Below are 5,312 nucleotides of genomic sequence, written 5' to 3' on the forward strand. Positions count from 1 at the left end.
AATAAAAAAGCGGGGAACAATCAAGTTCCCCGCTAGAAAGAATAATGCGGCAGCGTGCTAGTCTCCCACACCCTATCGAGTGCAGTACCCTCGCCGTGTCAGGCCTTAGCTTCCGGGTTCGGAATGGGACCGGGCGTCTCACCTGAGCCATGACCACCGCAAAACTATATTATACACTCACCAACAGTAAGTGGCAACGTGGCGGTTTGGGAACCGGACATGAACGCGAGCAAAAAAAGCTTTTACTAACCAATCGTTAAGCGAATCGTTTAATACTCCATGATGCTAGAAAATAATACTCAAGTTTCAAACTAGCCCCTCCTAAAAGCAGAAGGGAAGAATGTCACCATCGCCCGTTAGTACTGGTCAGCTCCACCCCTTACAGGGCTTCCACGTCCAGCCTATCAACCACGTGTTCTACATGGGGGCTCACACACTAAAGTGCAAGGAATGCTTATCTTGGAGCAGGCTTCCCGCTTAGATGCTTTCAGCGGTTATCCCTTCCGAACGTAGCTAACCGGCGGCGCCACTGGCGTGACGACCGGCATACCAGAGGTTCGTCCACCCAGGTCCTCTCGTACTATGGGCAGGTCTCCTCAACATTCCAACGAGCGCAGAGGATAGAGACCAAACTGTCTCACGACGTTCTGAACCCAGCTCGCGTGCCGCTTTAATCGGCGAACAGCCGAACCCTTGGGACCTGCTCCAGCCCCAGGATGCGACGAGCCGACATCGAGGTGCCAAACCATCCCGTCGATATGGACTCTTGGGAATGATCAGCCTGTTATCCCCGGGGTACCTTTTATCCGTTGAGCGATGCCACGTCCGTACGCCGGCACCGGATCACTATCTCCGACTTTCGTCCCTGCTCGACCCGTCAGTCTCACAGTCAAGCCCGCTTGTGCGATTACACTCAACACCCGATTGCCAACCGGGCTGAGCGGACCATTGAGCGCCTCCGTTACTCTTTAGGAGGCAACCGCCCCAGTTAAACTACCCGCCAGGCACTGTCCCTAACACGGATAACGTGCTGAGGTTAGACGCCAGATATGGAAAGAGCGGTATTTCACCTGTCGACTCCACGCAAGCTAGCGCCCGCGCTTCACAGCCTCCCGCCTATGCTACACGATCCACACCTAACGACAATACCAAGGTATAGTAAAGGTCCCGGGGTCTTTTCGTCCTTCTGCGCTTAACGAGCATCTTTACTCGTACTGCAATTTCGCCGGGCTCCTGGCCGAGACAGTGGGGAAGTCGTTACGCCATTCGTGCAGGTCGGAACTTACCCGACAAGGAATTTCGCTACCTTAGGATGGTTATAGTTACCACCGCCGTTTACCGGGGCTTAAATTCACCGCTTCACCGAAGTTAACGGATCCTCTTAACCTTCCGGCACCGGGCAGGCGTCAGAGCGTATACAGCGGCTTACGCCTTCGCACGCTCCTGTGTTTTTGGTAAACAGTCGCTACCCCCTAGCTTGTGCCACCCCCAACAGCTCAACAGTGTGAAACCATATCACCATCAGGGGTCTCCCTTATGCCGAAGGCACGGGAGTAATTTGCCGAGTTCCTTGGCCAGGATTCGCCCGATCGCTTCGGTATACTCTACCAGACCACCAGTGTCGGTTTAGGGTACGAGCGGAATCACACCTCACGTTGAAGCTTTTCTTGGCAAGCAGGATCACCGGAATCAGCCTTACAGCCTACCCATCACGCCTCAGCTTTAACATCCCCCGGATTTACCTAGAGGACAGCCCACACGCTTAGCCACGGAAAACCACCTCCGCAGCCGGCTACCTACCCGCGTCACTCCCACGCTAACCTACTACCGATACGCTCCCAACACAAACAAGCCAACAACCCCGAAAGGAAGCCAGCTTGCAAATGAAGGTTAGTACTCTCAGATTCAGTTCGAACGGTGTAACACCGGTACGGGAATATCAACCCGTTCATCCATTCGACTACGCCTGTCGGCCTCGCCTTAGGACTCGACTCACCCGGGGACGACGAACGTGGCCCCGGAACCCTTAGTCATCCAGCGGACGGGATTCACACCCGTCTCTCGCTACTCATGTCTGCATTCTCACTCCTGTAAAGTCCACGACACGTTCACACGGCCGCTTCACCCCTTACAGGACGCTCTCCTACCCCGCATGAAACAAAATTCATGCAGCCGCGTCTTCGGTGGCGTGCTTAAGCCCCGCTACATTGTCGGCGCGGAACCACTAGACCAGTGAGCTGTTACGCACTCTTTCAAGGATGGCTGCTTCTGAGCCAACCTCCTGGCTGTCTATGCGACTCCACATCCTTTCCCACTTAGCACGCGCTTCGGGACCTTAGACGACGATCAGGGCTGTTTCCCTTTTGACGACGGAGCTTATCCCCCGCCGACTCACTGCCGTGATAAACCTAACAGGTATTCGGAGTTTGGCTGCTATTGGTACCCGGTATGGGCCCGCAAGCATCCAGTAGCTCTACCCCCTGTAAGCAATAACACGACGCTGCACCTAAATGCATTTCGGAGAGAACCAGCTATCACGGAATTTGATTGGCCTTTCACCCCTAACCCCAAGTCATCCCCCCAGTTTTCAACCTAGGTGGGTTCGGTCCTCCACACGGTCTTACCCGCGCTTCAACCTGCTCAGGGCTAGATCATCCCGCTTCGGGTCCAGGACATGCGACTAAAACGCCTTTTAAAACTCGCTTTCGCTACGGCTCCCCCACCCGGGTTAGCCTCGCCACATACCACTGACTCGCAGACTCATTTTTCGATAGGCACGCCGTCACCCCACAAGAAGGCTCCGACGGATTGTAAGCGCACGGTTTCAGGAACTATTTCACTCCCCTCCCGGGGTGCTTTTCACCTTTCCCTCACGGTACTAGTACACTATCGGTCAGACAGGAATACTTAGGCTTACCCAACGGTCTGGGCAGATTCACGCGGGATTCCACGAGGCCCGCGCTACTTGGGAATAAGCATAAAGAGACATCGCACGACAAGCTACGGGGCCATCACCCTCTACGGCTGGGAATTCAATCCCATTCACCTAGCACGACATTTTATCACTCTTCTCAACCCCGTCAGAGGCTGAACAACCAATCCCACGACCCCGAATGCGCAACACCTGACGGCTATCACACGCACCCGGTTTAGCCTGATCCGCTTTCGCTCGCCACTACTCACGGAGTATCCTTTCCTGCAGGTACTGAGATGTTTCACTTCCCTGCGTACCCCCCACAAAAACTGTGGTGACCACCCATAACAGTGGCCGGGTCTCCCCATTCGGAAATCCTCGGATCAAAGCCCACTCGGCAGCTCCCCGAGGCATATCGCAGCCCGTCACGTCCTTCATCGGTCCTGTCTACCAAGGCATCCACCATACGCCCTTACCAGTGACACACACCAGTAAGAAACCTAACAGCAAAATTCTCTAGACAACAAATCATCACACTAAACGATCACAAAACGATCAAGACGACTCCACCAAAATGGAGCCGGTCGAAAATCAGTAAAAGCAAAAACATGAAACCCTAAAAAGAATCTCACATAATCACTCGCGTCCACTATCCAGTTCTCAAACCACCACAACACCAAGAACCCAAGCCAACACCAAAAAGCATCAACCTGAAATCCTGTGAGTCAAGGACCGCAACCCCAAAACAAGGGGGGTGGCAATCCGGGAACCCAAAAGCATGCCCAAACATACTCATTCAAAAAACGTTAACTATTGTTTTCCACACCAGTAACCACACTCATCCGAGCGTGCACAAAAACTCCGTAGAAAGGAGGTGATCCAGCCGCACCTTCCGGTACGGCTACCTTGTTACGACTTAGTCCCAATCACGAGCCTCACCTTAGACGGCTCCATCCCAAAAGGGTTAGGCCACCGGCTTCGGGTGCTGCCCACTTTCATGACTTGACGGGCGGTGTGTACAAGGCCCGGGAACGCATTCACCGCGACGTTGCTGATTCGCGATTACTAGCGACTCCGCCTTCACGTAGTCGAGTTGCAGACTACGATCCGAACTGAGACCGGTTTTAAGGGATCCGCTCCATGTCACCATGTCGCATCCCGTTGTACCGGCCATTGTAGCATGCGTGAAGCCCTGGACGTAAGGGGCATGATGATCTGACGTCATCCCCACCTTCCTCCGAGTTAACCCCGGCGGTCCCCCGTGAGTTCCCGGCATAACCCGCTGGCAACACAGGGCGAGGGTTGCGCTCGTTGCGGGACTTAACCCAACATCTCACGACACGAGCTGACGACGACCATGCACCACCTGTGAACCTGCCCCGAAGGGAAACCACATCTCTGCAGCTGTCAGGCACATGTCAAGCCCAGGTAAGGTTCTTCGCGTTGCATCGAATTAATCCGCATGCTCCGCCGCTTGTGCGGGCCCCCGTCAATTTCTTTGAGTTTTAGCCTTGCGGCCGTACTCCCCAGGCGGGACGCTTAACGCGTTAGCTCCGACACGGAACCCGTGGAATGGGCCCCACATCCAGCGTCCACCGTTTACGGCGTGGACTACCAGGGTATCTAATCCTGTTCGCTCCCCACGCTTTCGCTTCTCAGCGTCAGTAACAGCCCAGAGACCTGCCTTCGCCATTGGTGTTCTTCCCGATATCTACACATTCCACCGTTACACCGGGAATTCCAGTCTCCCCTACTGCACTCTAGCCCGCCCGTACCCGGCGCAGACCCACCGTTAAGCGATGGGCTTTCACACCAGACGCGACGAACCGCCTACAAGCTCTTTACGCCCAATAATTCCGGATAACGCTTGCGCCCTACGTATTACCGCGGCTGCTGGCACGTAGTTAGCCGGCGCTTATTCGAAAGGTACACTCACCCAAAAGGCTTGCTCCCAATCAAAAGCGGTTTACAACCCGAAGGCCTTCATCCCGCACGCGGCGTCGCTGCGTCAGGGTTTCCCCCATTGCGCAATATTCCCCACTGCTGCCTCCCGTAGGAGTCTGGGCCGTATCTCAGTCCCAATGTGGCCGTCCGCCCTCTCAGGCCGGCTACCCGTCGAAGCCTAGGTGGGCCATTACCCCGCCTACAAGCTGATAGGACGCGACCCCATCCCATGCCACTAAACACTTTCCCAACAAGACATGCGTCAAGTTGGAGCATCCAGCATTACCACCCGTTTCCAAGAGCTATTCTGGAGCATGGGGCAGGTTGGTCACGCATTACTCACCCGTTCGCCACTCTCACCAGTCAGCAAGCTGACTAGATCCCGTTCGACTTGCATGTGTTAAGCACGCCGCCAGCGTTCATCCTGAGCCAGAATCGAACCCTCCACGAAAAA

Annotated in this window: 3 rRNA genes; all 3 read right to left on the reverse strand. The window is 55.0% G+C overall.

What is annotated here, in order from left to right:
* Positions 1 to 44: 44 nt before the first annotated feature.
* The 3 genes from rrf to ACLD6A_RS06385 all read right to left on the reverse strand — a co-directional run bounded on the left by rrf (position 45) and on the right by ACLD6A_RS06385 (position 5,309).
* Positions 45 to 161 (reverse strand): 5S ribosomal RNA (rrf, locus tag ACLD6A_RS06375).
* Between the two features lie 176 nt (positions 162 to 337).
* Positions 338 to 3,400: ribosomal RNA gene (locus ACLD6A_RS06380) — 23S ribosomal RNA — on the reverse strand.
* A 381-nt stretch (positions 3,401 to 3,781) separates the two neighbouring features.
* Positions 3,782 to 5,309, reverse strand: a 16S ribosomal RNA gene (locus tag ACLD6A_RS06385).
* The 16S, 23S and 5S rRNA genes sit together here, the layout of an rRNA operon.
* Positions 5,310 to 5,312 lie beyond the last annotated feature (3 nt).

Origin of the sequence: Gardnerella sp. Marseille-Q9691 (assembly GCF_046507715.1) — a bacterium.
In the GTDB taxonomy this organism is placed as follows: Bacteria; Actinomycetota; Actinomycetes; order Actinomycetales; family Bifidobacteriaceae; genus Bifidobacterium; species Bifidobacterium greenwoodii.